Source organism: Billgrantia sp. C5P2 (genome assembly GCF_051062895.2).
The window spans coordinates 3,059,027-3,074,756 of sequence record NZ_CM128542.1; the positions used below are offsets into that span (position 1 = coordinate 3,059,027).

At 64.9% G+C, this 15,730-nt stretch carries 14 protein-coding genes; 6 read left to right on the top strand and 8 right to left on the bottom strand.

Annotated features, from left to right (window positions below):
• Positions 1–99 precede the first annotated feature (99 nt).
• From trmA to ACRWQA_RS14125, 3 genes are all read right to left on the bottom strand, one after another.
• Positions 100–1,209, bottom strand: a complete 1,110-nt coding sequence (gene trmA, locus ACRWQA_RS14115) for a tRNA (uridine(54)-C5)-methyltransferase TrmA (protein ID WP_434229515.1) — start codon at positions 1,207–1,209, stop codon at positions 100–102.
• A gap of 37 nt (positions 1,210–1,246) precedes the next feature.
• Positions 1,247–2,023: a glutamate racemase gene (gene murI / locus ACRWQA_RS14120; RefSeq protein ID WP_434229513.1), complete on the bottom strand. Its 777-nt coding sequence runs from the start codon at positions 2,021–2,023 to the stop codon at positions 1,247–1,249.
• Between the two features lie 113 nt (positions 2,024–2,136).
• Entirely contained in the window at positions 2,137–2,682 is a 546-nt protein-coding gene (locus ACRWQA_RS14125; RefSeq protein WP_263583939.1) for a hemerythrin domain-containing protein, read from the bottom strand.
• Between the two features lie 244 nt (positions 2,683–2,926).
• Between ACRWQA_RS14125 and ACRWQA_RS14130 the strand changes: the two genes are divergently transcribed.
• A complete protein-coding gene (locus ACRWQA_RS14130) occupies positions 2,927–4,270 on the top strand; it encodes a replication-associated recombination protein A (protein ID WP_263583283.1) in 1,344 nt (447 codons plus the stop codon).
• Between the two features lie 49 nt (positions 4,271–4,319).
• On the opposite strand, the gene lolA is transcribed toward ACRWQA_RS14130, so the two are convergent.
• Together lolA and ACRWQA_RS14140 are read right to left on the bottom strand one after the other, a co-directional pair.
• A complete protein-coding gene (gene lolA, locus ACRWQA_RS14135) occupies positions 4,320–4,949 on the bottom strand; it encodes an outer membrane lipoprotein periplasmic chaperone LolA (protein WP_434229511.1) in 630 nt (209 codons plus the stop codon).
• Between the two features lie 130 nt (positions 4,950–5,079).
• Positions 5,080–8,166 (bottom strand): DNA translocase FtsK, encoded by a 3,087-nt coding sequence (locus ACRWQA_RS14140; protein WP_434229510.1) that lies wholly within the window; start codon positions 8,164–8,166, stop codon positions 5,080–5,082.
• Between the two features lie 200 nt (positions 8,167–8,366).
• Between ACRWQA_RS14140 and aat the strand changes: the two genes are divergently transcribed.
• The 3 genes from aat (at position 8,367) to infA (ending at position 10,241) form a co-directional block, all read left to right on the top strand.
• A complete protein-coding gene (gene aat / locus ACRWQA_RS14145; RefSeq protein ID WP_263583280.1) occupies positions 8,367–9,110 on the top strand; it encodes a leucyl/phenylalanyl-tRNA--protein transferase in 744 nt (247 codons plus the stop codon).
• A gap of 11 nt (positions 9,111–9,121) precedes the next feature.
• On the top strand, positions 9,122–9,871 hold the full coding sequence (locus tag ACRWQA_RS14150; RefSeq protein ID WP_434229507.1) for an arginyltransferase: 750 nt from the start codon (positions 9,122–9,124) through the stop codon (positions 9,869–9,871).
• A gap of 151 nt (positions 9,872–10,022) precedes the next feature.
• Complete coding sequence (gene infA / locus ACRWQA_RS14155; protein WP_010627817.1) at positions 10,023–10,241, top strand: translation initiation factor IF-1; 219 nt, start codon at positions 10,023–10,025, stop codon at positions 10,239–10,241.
• A 100-nt stretch (positions 10,242–10,341) separates the two neighbouring features.
• Here the strand turns inward: infA and clpA are convergent, their stop codons facing one another.
• The 3 genes from clpA to icd all read right to left on the bottom strand — a co-directional run bounded on the left by clpA (position 10,342) and on the right by icd (position 14,537).
• Positions 10,342–12,618 carry an ATP-dependent Clp protease ATP-binding subunit ClpA gene (gene clpA, locus ACRWQA_RS14160; RefSeq protein ID WP_263583278.1) on the bottom strand — a complete coding sequence of 759 codons (2,277 nt, stop codon included), beginning with the start codon at positions 12,616–12,618 and terminating at the stop codon, positions 10,342–10,344.
• Positions 12,619–12,757: 139 nt separating this feature from the next.
• A complete protein-coding gene (gene clpS / locus ACRWQA_RS14165; protein WP_434229505.1) occupies positions 12,758–13,141 on the bottom strand; it encodes an ATP-dependent Clp protease adapter ClpS in 384 nt (127 codons plus the stop codon).
• A 139-nt stretch (positions 13,142–13,280) separates the two neighbouring features.
• On the bottom strand, positions 13,281–14,537 hold the full coding sequence (icd, locus tag ACRWQA_RS14170; protein WP_263583277.1) for an NADP-dependent isocitrate dehydrogenase: 1,257 nt from the start codon (positions 14,535–14,537) through the stop codon (positions 13,281–13,283).
• Positions 14,538–14,655: 118 nt separating this feature from the next.
• Between icd and ACRWQA_RS14175 the strand changes: the two genes are divergently transcribed.
• Together ACRWQA_RS14175 and ACRWQA_RS14180 are read left to right on the top strand one after the other, a co-directional pair.
• Entirely contained in the window at positions 14,656–15,264 is a 609-nt protein-coding gene (locus ACRWQA_RS14175) for a pseudouridine synthase (protein ID WP_434229503.1), read from the top strand.
• On the top strand, positions 15,261–15,713 hold the full coding sequence (locus ACRWQA_RS14180) for an NUDIX domain-containing protein (protein WP_263583275.1): 453 nt from the start codon (positions 15,261–15,263) through the stop codon (positions 15,711–15,713). Before ACRWQA_RS14175 ends, ACRWQA_RS14180 begins: the two co-directional genes overlap by 4 nt.
• The last annotated feature ends 17 nt before the right edge of the window (positions 15,714–15,730 follow it).

The window sequence follows — 15,730 nt, forward strand, 5'->3', positions numbered from 1 at the left end:
CCTATCGACTTGCCAGTCTTCTCATGGTGCATGTTGCTTGTGCATCGAGACGGGACGTTTCGCTACTTGACAACGCCGATTCTTTCCGAGCCGAGCGAGTTAAGCGGGGTTCCTTTCCAGCAACACCCCGCATTCACAGTGATGGGTCCAGGGAAACTGGTCGAACAGCGCGAAACGGGTAATCCGATGAGTGCGGCTCAGCGACTCCAGGTTGCGTTCCAATGTATCCGGGTTGCATGAAATATAGACGATCCGCGAATAATCGCTCAGTTGACGGCAGCTCTCCTCGTCGAGGCCGGCACGGGGCGGGTCCACCAGCACGGTGGAGAAATCGTACGCCGCCAGCGCCATCTCCGTGACTCGCCGGCCGCCCTTTTCACCCTTGAGCGCGGCGCTGAACTCCTCCGCCGACATGCGCCCCACTACCGCGTTGCCGATGCCGTTGGCCGCCAGGTTCTGCTGGGCACTGGCCACCGAAGTGCGCGAGATCTCGGTCGCCAGTACGCGGCGGAAGTTCTCGGCCAGTGCCACGGTGAAGTTGCCGTTGCCGCAGTAGAGTTCCACCAGGTCGCCGTCCTGGCTGCCCCGGGTCACGTCCCGCGCCCAGGCCAGCATGGCGCGGCTGATCTCGGCATTGGGCTGGGTGAAGCTGTTCTCCACCTGCTGGTAATGCAGGGAGCGGCCATCCACCTCCAGCCGCTCCCAGACGTGGTCGCGCTCGAGCACCAGCCGCTGCTTGCGCGAGCGGCCGATGATCAGGATGTCGAGCCGCTGCTGCAGCCGCTTTGCCTCCTCCTCCCATGCCTCGTCCAGCGGGCGGTGATAGATCAAGGTGACCAAGGCCTCCCCGGAGAGCGTGGTCAGGAATTCGACCTGAAACAGGCGTCGGCGCAGCACGTCGCTTGCCAGCAGCGCCTCGCGCAGACGTGGCATCAGTGCGTTGATGCGCCGGCTGGCCACCGGGTAATCGTCGAGGCGAACCACTCGCTTCTGCTTGGGGTCGTCGGGGTCGACGTCGAACATGGCATAGAAAAGATCCTCACCTTCGTGCCACACACGAAACTCGCAGCGCTGCCGATGATGGCTCGGCGGCGAGGGGAAGACCTCCAACTCAGGCGGAGCGAAGCGTTCGAACTGTCTGTCGATGCGCTCGCGCTTGGCCTCGAGCTGATGGTCGTAGCGTGCGGGGTCGACAATGGGAATGGACACGGCATCTCCAGTCGTGTGCAGAGAGTATGAGAGGAAATCAGCCGACGATCAGCAGGCGCGGTTCGTCGAAGTCGAAGCCGGCCAGTGCCCGGGCAAGCCCTGCATCGGGTGCCGTGGCCAGGCTGCGGTCACGCCCCGCCCTTGGCGCCGGGTCGCTCGCCACCTGTACCGTGCGGCGAGCGATGGCGTCGCTGGAGTCGACCAGGCGAACCGGTCGCGGGAATGCGGCGACCAACCGTTCGCCGAACAGCGGAAAGTGGGTGCAGCCGAGCACCACGGTATCGAGATCGGGCTCCCTGATCAGGGGCTCCATGACGGCGCGGATGACGGCCTGGTCCGGCTCCTCACCGGCGAGCAGGCGTTCGGCTTCCTTGACCAAGGGGTCGGCAGCCACGCGCGCGACCCGGCAATCAGGGGCAAACGCCTCGATCAGTCGGTCGGTGTAAGGCCGCACCACGGTGGCGCTGGTCGCCAGCAGACCGATATGGCGGCTAGCGCTCATGGCGGCGGCCGGCTTGATCGCCGGTACCGTTCCCACCACCGGCACCGCCAAGTGGGCGCGCAGGGCATCCAGCGCCAGGGTGCTGGCGGTGTTGCAGGCCACCACCAGCACACAACAGCCGCTGGCGGCCACCGCGGCATCGCACACCGCGACGATGCGCGCCACCAGCCAATCATCCGGGCGTGTGCCGTAGGGCAGCATGGCATTGTCGCAGGCGTAGACCAGCGCGGCATCGGGCAGTCGACGCCTGAGCGGCGGTACGACCGACAGGCCGCCGACTCCGGAATCGAAGATCAGGATCGGACCGGGCATGGCGAAACGAAGCTCATGGAAATCGCTCGGCTGCTACTAGAGAGGGCCTATTCTAGCAGCATGCCGAGCGAGCAGAAGCCTCCGTTCGCCGGTAAGTATCGCGCCAATTGCCGTCAGGCAGCCGGCTCCGCGGTTTCGCACAGCTCGGCGTAGAGCTCCGGATAGGCTTCCTGCAGCCGCTCCAGCTTGGCCGCCGCATCCTCGGGCAGGGCCTGGGCCAGGCTTTCCAGGTCGCGGTCGTCGAAGTGATCGCGAATCAGCGGGAAGAGCAGTTCACGCTCGTCGCGCAGGTAGGCGCGATGCGCATCGAGATAGGCCTTGAGATCCGCGGCGAAGCGGTCCATCGGGATCACGGCATCCATCAGGATCATGTCGATGTCATTGGATAGGCGCATCAGGCGCGGCTTCAAGGCCTGGTAGTCGCTCGACAAACGTTCGGTGAGCCCCCTGCACTCGGGCACCACGGCCCGCAGCCTCTCCGAGCAGATGCGTTCCAGCGGGATGGTGAACCCCTCCATGTAATCGAGGATGTAATCGACAACCTCACGAACCAGCTGGAAATTAGGGCGTTCACCAGCGACCAGGGCCTTCTGCTTGAGCTGAAGAACGTGCAACATGCGCGCCATATTGGCATGATCCTGACGCAACTGGGTCAGCATGGGCATGTCGAGGCCTCCTCTAACGATGAGCGGGTATAGGGATTGGATTCACGGGACGGGAGCAGGTTCAGTCCTGTCGCTATCGAGCTACGACCTCGTCGCAATCAAGACACGCAATGGCAGGATGCAATCTCAACCGTAGACCCTTTGGCTCGATCCCGCACATCGCCTAAGGTCGTATTGCCAGTCCCGAATAACTGCGCCCCATTGCCCGGCACTGCCGGCAGCACAAGGAGAACTCCTCATGGATCTTTTCGGCCAGGCACCCGACGCTTCCGCACCGCTGGCCTTTCGCATGCGCCCGCGCCACTTCGACGACTACGTGGGCCAGCAGGCCCTGGTAGGGCCGGGCAAGCCGCTGCGGCGCATGGCCGAAACCGGCAGCGTGCGCTCGATGATCCTGTGGGGGCCGCCCGGCACCGGCAAGACCACGCTGGCCGAGATCCTCGCCGAGCACTCCGGCGCCCATCTGGAGCGGTTGTCGGCGGTGATGGCCGGCGTGAAGGAGATCCGTGCCGCGGTGGATCGAGCCCGCGCCATGCAGGGCCAGGGGCGTCTCACCCTGCTTTTCCTCGACGAGATCCACCGACTCAACAAGAGCCAGCAGGACGCCCTGCTGCCCCACGTGGAGTCGGGCCTGCTGACACTGATCGGCGCCACCACGGAAAACCCTTCCTTCGAGGTCAACTCCGCCCTGCTTTCGCGTGCCCGCGTGTACGTACTCACTGCGCTCGACGATGATGAACTCATCGAGGTGATGCGGCGCGCCCTGAGCGACGCCGAGCGGGGGCTGGGCGAGCGCCGTATCGTCGTCGATGACGAAGTACTGGGCATGCTGGCCCGCGCCGCCGCCGGCGACGCGCGCCGCGCCCTGGGCATGCTGGAGACCGCCTGCGACTTCACCGTGCCCGAGGGCAATGGCGAGCGCCTCCCCCGCGAAGCGCTGGATGCGGCGCTCGGCCACCAGGCCAGCGCCTTCGACAAGCAGGGCGATTATTACTACGACCTGCTCTCGGCGATCCACAAGTCGGTGCGCTCGTCGCGTCAGGACGCCGCCCTGCTCTATATCGCCCGCTTCATCCAGGGCGGCGGCGATCCGCTCGACGTGGTGCGTCGGTTGGCGGCGATCGCTTCGGAGGACGTCGGCAACGCCGACCCGCGCGCCCTGCCGCTGGTCATGGCGGCCTGGGACGCCTACCTGCGCCTGGGCGACTACGAGGGCCAGCGCGCCATCGCCCACGCCGCCATCCACCTCTCCATCGCGCCCAAGAGCAACGCCATCGACCAGGCGTGGAAGCGGGCCAAGGCGTTCGTGGCCGCCCAGCCACGCCTGGAGGTCCCCACCTACCTGCGCAACGCCCCGACCAAGCTGATGGAGTCGCTGGGCCACGGTCACGGCTATCGCTACGCCCATAACGAAGCGGAAGGCTACCCGGCGGGCAGCGCGCACGACTGCTGGCCGGAAGACCTGCCCCACGAGTCCTTCTACCAGCCCAGCGAGCATGGCCAGGAGAAGCGCTACGCCCAGTTGATGGCCTGGCGCGCCGAGCTGGACGCGCGAGCCGACCGCGGCGAGGAAGGCGAATAGCAACGAAAGCGCCGCCTCGAGGGCGGCGCTGACGGGCTTCGTGCAGGTCTCAGTGTGTATCGCGGATCACATCGACCCCGTCGGGGATCTGGAACGCGAAGCGACGGTCCTCGATGGCGTGGTTGGTACGCACGTCGCTGAATTCGATGACGGTCTCCTGACCGGTGCTGTCGATCATCTGCAGGGCAGCCAGCCGTTCGTCGTTGAAGGTCATCTGCAGCTCTTCGAACAGGGTGTCGGGCGACTTCGGCACCAGGCGGAAGGTTTCGCTGCTGCCTTGCTGCTGGCGCGACACCTCGTAGCTCTCGGTGAGCTCCCGGGCGCTGCCGGAAAGCAGCAGGGCCGGGGTATGGGTCACGCGCTGGTCGAGCGCCTGCACGGTGACCTGCTCCAGATCGGGATCGTAGAGATAGACCTCGCTGCCGTCGGAGATCACCTCCTGCTGATAGGGGGCATCCACCTCCCAGCGGAACTTGCCGGGACGCGACAGCCACATGTGGCCGTTGGCCTGCTGCAGGCGCTCGCCGCTGCCATCGAGGATCAGTTGCTCGAAGCGCGCCTCGACGGTCTCCAGCGGCTCCAGCATGCGGGTCAGGCGCTCGGCGCCTTCGCTGGCCAAGGCGGCTGCAGGCACGGCGAGGGTCAGGGCCAGTGCAGCTAGGGTCTTCTTCATGCTCATCGTGTCTCTCCCTGGGCGGGTCCTGAGTGGATCCTGTCTCTCGGACTCGCTGCGTGCCGGCGGGTTGCATGGCCGCCGACGCTTTCATGATTAATGCATGGTTGAGTTGTGCCCGGCACCGACGTCGGCATCAGTTACCCACCGGCGGCGGCGCCAGTACTTCGCGGCCGCCGTTGGTGCCCATCGAGGAGACCACGCCGGCAGCTTCCATGGCCTCTACCAGGCGTGCGGCCCGGTTGTAGCCGATCTTGAAGCGGCGCTGCACCGCCGAAATGGAGGCGCGGCGGCTCTCGGTGACGAACTGTACCGCCTCGTCGTAGAGCGCATCCTGCTCGGCATCGCCGCCGCCCTCGCCAGCATCGGCCTCGAGGCCGGTCAGGGCCTCGGCCGAAACACCGCCGGCGAGGATCTCGTCGATGTATTCCGGCTCGCCGCGGCGCTTCCAGTCCTCGACGACCCGGTGTACCTCGTCGTCATCGACGAAGGCGCCATGAACACGGGTCGGCAGCCCGGAACCGGCCGGCAGGTAGAGCATGTCGCCGTGGCCCAGCAGGTTCTCTGCGCCGCCCTGGTCGAGGATGGTGCGCGAGTCGACCTTGGACGACACCTGGAACGCCATGCGCGTGGGGATGTTGGCCTTGATCAGGCCGGTGACCACGTCCACCGAAGGCCGCTGGGTCGCCAGGATCAGATGGATGCCGGCGGCACGGGCCTTCTGTGCCAGGCGGGCGATCAGCTCCTCGACCTTCTTGCCGACGATCATGAACATGTCGGCGAATTCGTCGATCACCACCACGATGTAGGGCAGCTTTTCGAGTACCGGCGGCGACTCGTGCATCTCCCACGGCTGCGGCTCCCACAGCGGGTCGGCAACCTGGGCGCCGGCTCGCCCGGCCTCGTCGAGCTTGCCATTGAAGCCGGCGATGTTGCGCACGCCCATGGCGGCCATCAGCTTGTAGCGCCGCTCCATCTCGGCCACGCACCAGCGCAACGCGTTGGCGGCCTCCTTCATGTCGGTGACCACCGGTGCCAGCAAGTGCGGGATGCCGTCGTAGACCGAAAGCTCCAGCATCTTGGGATCCACCATGATCAGGCGCAGCTCCTCGGGCGTGGCCTTGAGCAGCATCGAAATGAGCATGGCATTGACCCCCACCGATTTACCCGAGCCGGTGGTACCGGCCACCAGCAGGTGAGGCATCTTGCCCAGGTTGGCCACTACCGGGCCGCCGCCGATGTCCTGGCCCAGCGCCATGGTCAGCGCCGAGGCCTCCTGCTGATAGCGGTCGGAGTCGATCACCTCGCGCAGCCGGATCATCGCCCGATGCGGGTTGGGAATCTCGATGCCCACCGTGGGGCGGCCGGGAATCACCTCGACCACACGCACGCTCTTGACCATCAGCGAGCGCGCCAGGTCCTTGGCCAGGTTGCTGATCTTCGACACCTTCACCCCGGCAGCGGGCTTGATCTCGAAGCGGGTGATCACAGGACCCGGCCAGGTGTTGACCACTTCGGCCTTGACCCCATATTCGCGCAGGCGCGTCTCGAGCAGCTCGGCCATGTCGGTCAGTTGCTGCTCGGTGTAGTTCTGCTGATGCGGCTCGGGCGGCGTCAGCAGGCGCAGGCTGGGCAGCTCGCCGTCCGGCTCCGGCATGTCGTCGAGCACGGGACGCTGGCTCTGCAGATGCTCCACCGTCCACAGAGTGGGGCCGTCCGGCTCCGCCGCCGCTTCGCGCGCCTGCTCCGCAGTCGCTACGCGTCCTTCCTCGGCATCGTCGTCAGCCGGTGCGTCCAACGGTCGGGAAGTCGACTCACGCCACGCACGCAGCCCTTCGGCCTGGTCGGCGTATTGGCTCGATGCTTCTTGCCGTTCCTCGTACCGCTCATCGTCACTGACCGCGACCGACGAAACATGCTCGACGCCGGCAGCATCGTCGTCCCGTTCATCGTCCTCGAGTCCGATGTCGCCCCAACTCAGGCGCGGTTCGAACGCATCGACCGGTTCTTCCGGTTGCAAGTCGCCGAGCCCCGGTTCGCGCCGCCCGCCCGGCTTGGACTCGCCAGCCTCCTTCGTCGGCGCCGGCGCTTCGGACGCCGCCATGCGGGAGCTGGCCGCCCCTCCGTCAGGTCCGGTAGCCGTCTCGTCGCCCTCCGTTGCCCGCAGCGGCATGCTGGAAGCCGGGGCAGGTTCATCGTTGCGGCTGGCCTTGAGCACCGTGGATGCAGCCAGCGACTCAGCGGCTCGCGAACCGCCTAGGCCCGGTGCCGACGGCGTCATCGAGGCGGTGGCAGGCCGAGACGGGGTTGCCGCCTCGACCTGGCGTGCACTGTAAGCGGCCTCCGGACGCTTGGCCGAGGGCGTGCGCTCGGGTACGTCCCAGGGGATGTCGGTTTCACCATCGTTACCGAAGGACGGCTCCAGGCCCGGTTCGCGTTGTGCCGCCGGGTCCAGGGCCGGTGCCATGCCACGGCGTCGCCAGAAACGCCAACGACTGCGCGGCTCCTCGGCTGGCTCGGCTTCCGGCTCACCCTCTGCCTGGCTGTCGTCATCGTCCCAGTGCGGTTCTTGCCGGTCCCGGGACAGACCGAAAGGCGTCGCCGCCCAGCGCCACAAGCGCAGGAAGCGGTGGCCAAGCTCATCCATCACCGTCAGCCAGGAAACACCACTGAAGAGAGGAAAACCACACAGCATGGCGGCCACCGCCAGCAGGCCGGTACCGCCCGAGTCAACCAGCGGCACCAGGGCACCGACCAGCCCCTCACCGAGGATGCCCCCCGAGGCGTAGGGCAGCATGCTGTCGGGGCTGTAGAAATGCAGCGCCCCCAGCGTCGTCGTGCCCAGCAGCAACAGCACCAGGCCACCCAGGCGCACGGCCACGGCGGTCGCATCCCATTCGATGCTTACCTTGCGCGTACGAATCAGCCACCAACCGGCAAAGCCCAGCATGCCGGGCCACCACAGGGCGCTGGCGCCGAACAGGGAATAAAGCACGTCGGCCAACCAGGCGCCAAAAGGCCCCATCCAGTTGGCGACGTCGGTTTCCGGCCCGCGACGGGACCAGCCTGGGTCCGACGACTGATAGCTGAACAAGGCCAGCAGCAGGAACACGCACGCTGCCAGCAGAATGATGGTCGCCCCTTCCCGGGCCACGCCATGCAGATGAAGCGCCAGGCGCGTGGTCGGCTGCTGGGAGTTCTCCTCCGCTGCGCGCCGAGGCACGCCCTTTTCCTTTACACTCAACTCGCCAACCCCCTGGCACCGTACCCGGACGGTGCCTTTCCAACTTACATGAAGCAGAATGAATCAGCCGCCATCATACCGGGACTATGGCCCTCGGCACAGTGGCCATACAGCCGCTTGAGCCAAATCGGCTCCAGCGTCAGACTAGTGATACCAACGCTGACGAGGAGCGCCGCCGCATGCTGTCCTGGCTTCCCGAACGCCCTGTGCGTTTTCCTCCCGTTTCGCGCGCCCTGCGTGATCCGGAAGGCCTGCTGGCAGCTGGTGGCGAACTGACGCCCGAGTGGCTGCTGGCGGCCTATCGACGTGGCATCTTTCCCTGGTACAGCGACGACCAGCCGATCCTGTGGTGGTGCCCGAATCCTCGTATGGTGCTGTTCCCCGATGAACTACACGTTTCCCGCAGCCTGGCCAAACGGCTACGCAACGGCAGTTTCACGGTAACGTTCAATCGTGAGTTCGGCAGTGTGGTCCACGCCTGTGCGGCCCCCCGCCAGGGGCAACCCGGCACCTGGATCACCGAGGAGATGCATGCCGCCTACGTGACGTTGCACCGGCTCGGCTATGCTCGCTCCGTGGAGGTTTGGCAAGAGGGCGAGCTGGTCGGCGGACTCTATGGTGTAGCCATGGGGCCGGTGTTCTTCGGCGAGTCGATGTTTTCACGTACCAGCGATGCTTCCAAGGTCGCCCTGGTGCATCTCGTGCGCGCCATGCGTGCCGGTGGTGGTCGCCTCATCGATTGCCAGATGCGCACCCCACATCTCGCTCGCCTGGGCGCGCGGGACATCGCCCGCACCGAGTTCATCAACTATCTTGAAACATGCCTGGCGACGCCGGGGGCCACGGACACTCAGCACCCGCTGCCCTGCTGGTCGCTGCCCGATGGTTCACCATGCGTCGAGACCTTGACCGCTCTCACTTAGGAGGCGATAACGTGAGCAGCAATACGCCTCGCCACCCGATAAGGGATCTTCGCTTCTTCCTGACGGTGCCCCATGCCTGCAGCTACCTGGAGGGGCACGAGGCCACGACCCTGTTTCTCGACCCCCAGGAATCCCATGGACTGGGCATCTACGACTCGCTCGCCCTGCTGGGGTTTCGTCGCAGCGGGCATCATCTCTACCGACCGCACTGTGAAGGCTGCAATGCCTGCGTTTCGGTGCGCATTCCCGTCGGCGACTTCCAGCCCAGCCGCAACCAGCGGCGGGTGGCCAGGCGCAATGCCGACCTGCGCCTGATCGAGCGCCCGGCGCTGTTCGACCCCGAGCACTATGCCCTCTATGAACGCTACATCAAGATGCGGCACTGGGACGGCGACATGTATCCGCCGAGCCGGGAGCAGTACCGCACCTTCCTGACCCTGGACGAGCCCTATTCGCGGCTGCTCGAGTTCCGTCTCGGCGAATCCCTGCTCGCCGTCTCCGCCTTCGACCGCCTGGAACACGGTCTCTCCGCCATCTATACCTTCTTCGACCCTGCCCTCGAATGGGAACGCCGCTCGCTGGGCACCTTCGCCGTTCTCAGCCTGGTCAACGAGGCCCATCGCGAGGGGCTGCCCCACGTCTACCTGGGCTACTGGATTCGCGAATGCCGCAAGATGGCCTACAAGGAAGCCTACCGCCCACTGGAAGTGCTCGAGGGGCGCCACTGGAGGCGCCTGTTGCCCACTGCGGCATCGACATGACTCGGTCTGCTTTGCCTTGACGCCCGGCTTGCGGCACAATATCGCGCTATCCTTGGCACGGACGCGACATTCAGCGCGTCCGATGCCGTGCTGTACCCAAGCCGATGCAACAGGCACGGCACACCAACGTCATCAGCGAGGAACCGCCTATATGGCACGTGAAGACCATATCGAAATGGAAGGCGTCGTCGTCGATACCCTTCCCAACACCACTTTCCGCGTCGAGCTGGAGAACGGCCACGTCGTGACAGCCCACATCTCGGGCAAGATGCGCAAGAACTACATCCGCATCCTCACCGGCGACAAGGTCAAGGTCGAACTGACACCCTACGACCTGACGAAGGGCCGCATCGTCTACCGCTCGCGCTGATTGCCTGGCCAGGTTCGCGGCGACGCTACTCGCCCCGATACGACAACGCCCCGTCCGAAGACAGGGCGCTGTGGAAGGGTCGAGGCAAGATCCGGCGACGTCAGGGGGCGTCGGCCATCTCCGATTCAGTGGACAGGTGCAACTCGCCATCCTCCACCGTGACGTGCACCACCCCACCGTGTTCGGATAGCTCTCCGAACAGGATCAGCTCTGCCAAGGGCTTCTTGAGCTTCTCCTGGATCAACCTCGCCATGGGCCTTGCGCCCATGCTGGGGTCGTAGCCCTTCTCGGCCAGCCAGTCGCGTGCGGGCATGTCCACATCCAGCTGTACCCGCTTCTCGTCGAGCTGCGCCTGTAGCTCCACCAGGAACTTGTCCACCACGCTGCGCACCACCGAGGTAGGCAGGGAGTGGAACTGGATGATGCCATCCAGGCGGTTGCGGAACTCCGGCGAGAAGGTCTTGCGGATCACTTCCATGGCATCGGTCGAATGATCCTGGGTCTGGAAGCCGATGGAGCGCCGCGCTTGCTGCTCGGCCCCGGCATTCGACGTCATGACCAGGATCACGTGACGGAAGTCCGCCTCACGACCGTTGTTGTCGGTCAGGCGACCATGGTCCATCACCTGCAGCAGCAGGTTGAAGACCTCTGGATGCGCCTTCTCGATCTCGTCGAGCAACAGCACGCAGTGCGGCTGCTTGGTGATCGCTTCGGTGAGCAAACCGCCCTGGTCGTAGCCGACGTAGCCCGGGGGGGCACCGATCAGCCGCGACACAGTGTGGCGCTCCATGTACTCCGACATGTCGAAGCGCACCAGCTCGATACCCATGATCCGCGACAGCTGGCGAGCCACCTCGGTCTTGCCCACCCCGGTGGGGCCGGCGAAGAGGAAACTGCCCACCGGCTTGTCCGGTGACTTGAGACCTGCCCGCGACAGCTTGATGGCGGCGGAAAGGCTGTCGATGGCCTCGTCCTGGCCGAACACCAGCATCTTGAGATCGCGATCGAGATTCTCGAGCAGCTTGCGGTCCGAACTGGAGACGCTCTTCGGCGGAATCCGCGCGATGGAGGCGACCACCGCCTCGACCTGATCGACATCGATGGTTTCGACCCGCACCTCCGGTGGCAGCAGCCGCTGGTGCGCACCCGCCTCGTCGATCACGTCGATGGCCTTGTCGGGCAGGTGGCGATCATTGATATAACGATCCGCCAGGCGTGCCGCACTCTCGAGTGCCGCGTCGGTGTACTTGAGGCGGTGATGCTCCTCGAAGCGTGAACGCAGCCCCTTGAGAATGCGGATGGTATCGTCCACCGAGGGCGCCATGACATCGACCTTCTGGAAGCGGCGCGCCAGCGCACGATCCTTCTCGAAGATACCGCGGAACTCCTGGAAGGTGGTGGATCCGATGCAGCGCAGATCTCCCGAGGAGAGCAAGGGCTTGAGCAGGTTGGAGGCATCCATCACACCGCCGGATGCCGCTCCGGCACCGATCACGGTGTGGATTTCGTCGATGAACAGGATGGCGTTGGGCTGCTTCTTGAGTTCCGCCAGCAGGCTCTTCAGGCGCTTCTCGAAATCGCCGCGATACTTGGTGCCGGCCAACAGCGCACCCATGTCGAGGGAGTAGACCACGGCGTCACCGATGACCTCGGGAACGTCCTCCTCGACGATACGCTTGGCCAGGCCCTCGGCAATGGCAGTCTTGCCCACGCCGGCTTCGCCCACCAGCAACGGGTTGTTCTTGCGCCGCCGGGCCAGAATCTGGATCACCCGCTCCAACTCGTGCTCGCGGCCGATCAACGGATCGATCTTGCCCATCCGCGCCTGCTCGTTGAGATTGGTGGCATAACCGGTCAGCGGATTGGCGCTGGTCTCGCCGCCACCCTCCTCGGCCTCCTCGGCATCGCTGGGCGCCGACGAGGGGTTCTGGCCGTGGCCGGCCACCTTGGAGATACCGTGAGCGATGTAGTTCACCGCATCGACCCGGGCCACGTTCTGCTGCTTGAGGAAGTAGACCGCCTGGCTCTCCTGCTCGGAGAAGATGGCAACCAGCACATTGGCCCCAGTGACCTCGCTCTTGCCCGAGGACTGCACGTGGAAGACGGCACGTTGCAACACGCGCTGGAAGCCCAGCGTCGGCTGGGTCTCGCGGTCGCTCTGGTCCTCTGGAATCAGAGGGGTGGTGGAATTGATGAAATCCTGCAGGTCGGACCGCAACTTGTCGAGGTTGGCCCCACAGGCTCTCAGCACGTCTGCCGCTGATGCGTTATCGAGCAGTGCCAGCAGCAGGTGCTCCACGGTCATGAACTCGTGGCGCTTGGAGCGGGCCACGGTAAACGCCGTGTTCAGGGTCAGTTCAAGTTCTTTGCTCAGCATGGCAGTCCCCTTCTCGCCGCTTAGGGCTTGCATCGGATCTTTCGTGGTCCGGCACCTTCAACATCGGGCACAAACGCTGCCGTTGCAAGTCTCATCCTCAACGACTGCCATTCCTACCCCGTCTCTAGCAGACCGGGAATCAGTCCGCCGCCTCGATATCACTGAGCAGCGGGTGCTGACACTCTCTTGCATATTGATTGACCTGATGGCTTTTGGTTTCCGCAATGTCGCGGGTAAAGATACCGCAGGTGGCCTTACCCTGGGTATGCACCGTGAGCATGACCTGCACGGCGGTCTCACTGTCCATGTGGAAGAAGCTCTGCAGCACTTCCACCACGAACTCCATGGGGGTGTAGTCGTCGTTGTGCAACACCACCTTGTACAACGGCGGGCGGGCCACCTCGGGATCGGCCGGCTGGACCGCCAGGTCGCCATCGTCCTCCTGCTCGGGACGCGCAGGCCGCGTCATGCCTGCCGCGACACCGACCGACTCCCACACGTTCGGGTCTTCTGTCTTGAACATAAAAGCCACACACCATCTCGGCAAGCCGGCCATCTCGAGTCTCAGGTTAGACGACAACGGACCGACAGGGTTCAGGTTGATACGCAAAAGGCCCCCGTCCGCCAGGCGAACGGGGGCCCCGAGGGGTTCGGCGGGTCGCTTACATGTTGTCCGCGACGGCCTGACCGAACTCGGAGCACTTGAGAAGCTTGGCATCGTCCATCAGGCGATGGAAGTCGTAGGTGACCTCGCCCTTGGAAATGGCCTTCTCCATGCCCTTGAGCACCAGATCGGCAGCCTCGACCCAACCCATGTGGCGCAGCATCATCTCGGCGGAGAGAATCAACGAGCCGGGGTTGACCTTGTCCTGGCCGGCATACTTCGGCGCGGTGCCGTGGGTCGCCTCGAACATGGCCACGTTGTCGGAGAGGTTGGCGCCCGGCGCGATGCCGATGCCGCCCACTTCGGCCGCCAGGGCGTCGGAGAGGTAGTCACCGTTCAGGTTCAAGGTAGCAATAACGTCGTACTCTGCCGGACGCAGCAGGATCTGCTGCAGCATGGCGTCGGCGATGACGTCCTTGACCACGATGTTCTTGCCGGTCTTGGGATTCTTGAACTGCATCCACGGGCCGCCGTCGAGCAGCTCGGCACCGAACTCCTCCTTGGCGATCTCGTAACCCCAATCCTTGAAGGCACCTTCGGTGAACTTCATGATGTTGCCCTTATGCACCAGGGTCAGCGACTCGCGGTCGTTGTCCACGGTGTACTGCAGGGCCTGGCGCACCAGTCGCTTGGTACCCTCGACGGAAACCGGCTTGACGCCGATACCGCAGTTCTCGGGGAAGCGGATGTTGGTGACACCCATCTCCTCACGCAGGAACTTGATCACCTTGTCGGCTTCGGCGGAGCCGGCCTTCCATTCGATACCGGCGTAGATGTCTTCGGAGTTCTCGCGGAAGATCACCATGTCGACGTCGGCAGGCTTCTTGACCGGGCTCGGCACACCCTCGAACCAACGCACCGGGCGCAGGCAGGTGTAGAGGTCGAGCTTCTGGCGCAGGGCCACGTTCAGGGAGCGAATGCCACCGCCCACGGGCGTGGTCAGCGGGCCCTTGATGGAGACGACGTAGTCCTTGACGGCTTCGAGAGTCTCTTCGGGCAGCCAGGTATCGGCGTCGTAGACCTGAGTGGCCTTCTCGCCGGCATAGACTTCCATCCATGCGATCTTGCGCTCGCCGTTGTAGGCCTTCTGCACGGCGGCATCGATGGCGATCTTCATCGCCGGCGTCACGTCGACGCCGATACCATCACCCTCGATGTACGGGATGATGGGGTTGTTCGGCACGTTCAGGGTGTTATCGGCGTTGACGGTAATCTTCTCGCCGCCTTCAGGGACGACAATTTTCTGGAACCCCATTGAGAACTCCCCTGTCTGGTCTATTCAGTGGAGCGCGGAGTATAGCATTCACCTCGACTCTCGGAGTAGGCTTGCCCCATAATTTGTCGACAATCTATGGTAGCAAGACCTTCGTCGAATGAGCGCCATCTATCTTCTGCACAAGCCCTACCAGATGCTTTCCCAGTTCACCGACCGTCGCCACGCGGGTGAGGCGCCGCGGGACACGCTGGCGAGCGTCATCGGCGTGCCGGGCGTCTACGCCGCCGGACGGCTGGACTATGATTCAGAAGGATTGCTGTTGCTGACCGACGATGGCGCGCTGATCCAGCGCATCAGCGACCCGCGTCACAAGCAGCCCAAAACCTATCGCGTGCAGGTGGAGGGCGATCCCGACGAGGCGGCGCTGACCGCCCTGCGCCAAGGCGTCGAGCTCAAGGATGGCCGGACCCGACCAGCCAAGGTCCGGCGCCTGGCGGCAAGCGGCCTGCCGGAGCGTGAGCCGCCGGTGGACCCGAAGCGACACCCTGTTACTACCTGGCTGGAACTGACCATCAGTGAGGGTCGCAACCGCCAGGTCCGGCGCATGACGGCCCATGTCGGCCACCCCACCCTGCGCCTGGTTCGCGTGGCCATCGGACCTTGGCGCCTGGACGGGCTGGCCCCGGGAGAGTGGCGACGAGAAGTCCTGCACGCTCCGCGCAACACGCCAAGGCGCTCGCCGCGCCACCAAGGAGGTCACCGATGAGTCGCTGGCACCCGCACGTTACCGTGGCCACCGTGGTGGAACGCGCCGGCCGCTTCCTGCTGGTGGAGGAGTCACCGAGAGGCAGCCAGATCCCCTTGTTCAACCAGCCCGCCGGCCACCTGGAACCAGGCGAGCGGATCCAGGAAGCGGCACTACGCGAGCTGCGTGAAGAGACTGCCTGGCAGGTGGGCATCACCGACTACCTGGGGCTCTACGTCTACCAGACGCCCAGCGGCGAAACCTATCACAGCCATGGCTTCTTCGGCATGGCCCTGGCCCACCTGGGCAATGCCCTCGATCCCGCCATCATCGCCGTGCATTGGCTGACCCTGGAGGAGGTCGAGGAGCTGGAGCGTCAGGGTCAACTGAGAAGCCCGCTGGTGCTCAAGCGCATTCGCGACGCCCTGGCCGGACGCTTCTATCCCATGGATGTCGTCCACGAGCGCTGAGGAAACCCGGTACAAGT

Bases quoted from the DNA above. Each gene is read 5' to 3' on its own strand.
- murI (WP_434229513.1), bottom strand. From the start codon at position 2,023: ATGCCCGGTCCGATCCTGATCTTCGATTCCGGAGTCGGCGGCCTGTCG.
- ACRWQA_RS14125 (WP_263583939.1), bottom strand. From the start codon at position 2,682: ATGCTGACCCAGTTGCGTCAGGATCATGCCAATATGGCGCGCATGTTG.
- ACRWQA_RS14130 (WP_263583283.1), top strand. From the start codon at position 2,927: ATGGATCTTTTCGGCCAGGCACCCGACGCTTCCGCACCGCTGGCCTTT.
- lolA (WP_434229511.1), bottom strand. From the start codon at position 4,949: ATGAGCATGAAGAAGACCCTAGCTGCACTGGCCCTGACCCTCGCCGTG.
- aat (WP_263583280.1), top strand. From the start codon at position 8,367: ATGCTGTCCTGGCTTCCCGAACGCCCTGTGCGTTTTCCTCCCGTTTCG.
- infA (WP_010627817.1), top strand. From the start codon at position 10,023: ATGGCACGTGAAGACCATATCGAAATGGAAGGCGTCGTCGTCGATACC.
- clpA (WP_263583278.1), bottom strand. From the start codon at position 12,618: ATGCTGAGCAAAGAACTTGAACTGACCCTGAACACGGCGTTTACCGTG.
- clpS (WP_434229505.1), bottom strand. From the start codon at position 13,141: ATGTTCAAGACAGAAGACCCGAACGTGTGGGAGTCGGTCGGTGTCGCG.
- icd (WP_263583277.1), bottom strand. From the start codon at position 14,537: ATGGGGTTCCAGAAAATTGTCGTCCCTGAAGGCGGCGAGAAGATTACC.
- ACRWQA_RS14175 (WP_434229503.1), top strand. From the start codon at position 14,656: ATGAGCGCCATCTATCTTCTGCACAAGCCCTACCAGATGCTTTCCCAG.
- ACRWQA_RS14180 (WP_263583275.1), top strand. From the start codon at position 15,261: ATGAGTCGCTGGCACCCGCACGTTACCGTGGCCACCGTGGTGGAACGC.